The sequence below is a fragment of the Chloroflexota bacterium genome (assembly GCA_015478725.1).
Taxonomy (GTDB): Bacteria; Chloroflexota; Limnocylindria; order Limnocylindrales; family CSP1-4; genus C-114.
Window position 1 is genome coordinate 1 of sequence record JADMIG010000132.1, and the last position, 1260, is coordinate 1260.

The window sequence follows — 1260 nt, forward strand, 5'->3', positions numbered from 1 at the left end:
CTTAGTACACCGATTCTCAAGTGCGTGAACGTAAGATCGACTCACGCAGCCTGCGCCTCTGCGGTCGGCCGCAGCCCGGCCAGGACGCGGTGGAGATCGAGCCGGGTGAAGCGCCACTCGAACGGCGTCGCGACCGCGCTGTAGTGCTCGCCGAAGGCGAGGAGCCGTGCCTCGAGCTCGGCGAGCGAGGCGAAGTCGTTCGGGTCGAGCACCGTGCGCTGGACGATCGAGAAGTAGATCTCGACCTGGTCCAGCCAACTCGCGTGGACCGGCGTGTGGACGACCGTGATCGATGGCCAGCGCGCCCGGAGGCGGGCCTCGCACCGCGCGCCCCGATGGGAGCTGCCGTTGTCGACGACCCAGAAGACCCGCCGGGCCGAGGCGTACGGCTCTTGGCGCATGACCTGGCTGACGAGCCGCCCGAAGGGGACGATCCCGGTCGTCGCTTCGCAGCGCCCGAAGACCTGGGCCCGGTGGACGTCCCAGGCGGCGAAGTAGGCGAGCGCGCCGCGGCGCTCGTACTCGTGCTCGACCCGGCCGGCCCGGCCGGGTCCGGGTGGCGACCCCGGATGGATGCGGGCGCGGGCCTGGATGCTCGTCTTCTCGTCGGCGCAGACGACGTGCTCGTCGGGTCGCAGTGGCTCGCCCTGCCAGCGCCCGGCATAGAGATCGAGGATCCGCCCGGCCTTGCGCTCGAAGTCGGGGTCACGCGGGAAGATCCAGCTCCGGTACGTCCAGGGCTTCAGGGCGTCCTCGCGCAGCCAGCGCCAGACGGTCGTCGTGCTGATCGCCGCGACGATGTCGCGGGCGACGGCGACCCGGGCGATCTGCGCGACGGACAGGCGGGAGAGGGGGAGGCCGAGGTCGGTCGGCCGCGCGCACGCGAGAGCCTTGATCTCGACCACCACCCGAGGGGGAAAAGGCCCGCGGTCGGCCGCTCCGCGGGCGATCGGCGAGGCCCGCCGCGCGCTCCTCGAAGAAGCGCTTGCGCCACTTGCTCGCGGTCGGCCGGACGATCCCACAGCGCGCCGCGATCTCGTCGTTGCGCAGCCCATCGGCCGCCAGCAGCACGATCCGCGCGCGCTGGACGGCCGCCTGGCTGGCGCTCGGTCGGCGGAGCGTGCCCTCCAGGGTCTCCCGCTCGCCGTTCGTCAACTTGATCCGGTACGGACTCCGTCGCGACATCCGTCCCTCCTTCCGAGAGGGATGGTAGCTGCGATGGCCTCATACGTCTATGGAGTTGCGAAGATGTGTACTTAG

General features: G+C 71.0%; 1 pseudogene. It reads right to left on the bottom strand.

Annotated features, from left to right (window positions below):
- Positions 1-41: 41 nt before the first annotated feature.
- Positions 42-1185, bottom strand: a pseudogene (locus tag IVW53_16105) (IS630 family transposase).
- Positions 1186-1260: the final 75 nt, after the last annotated feature.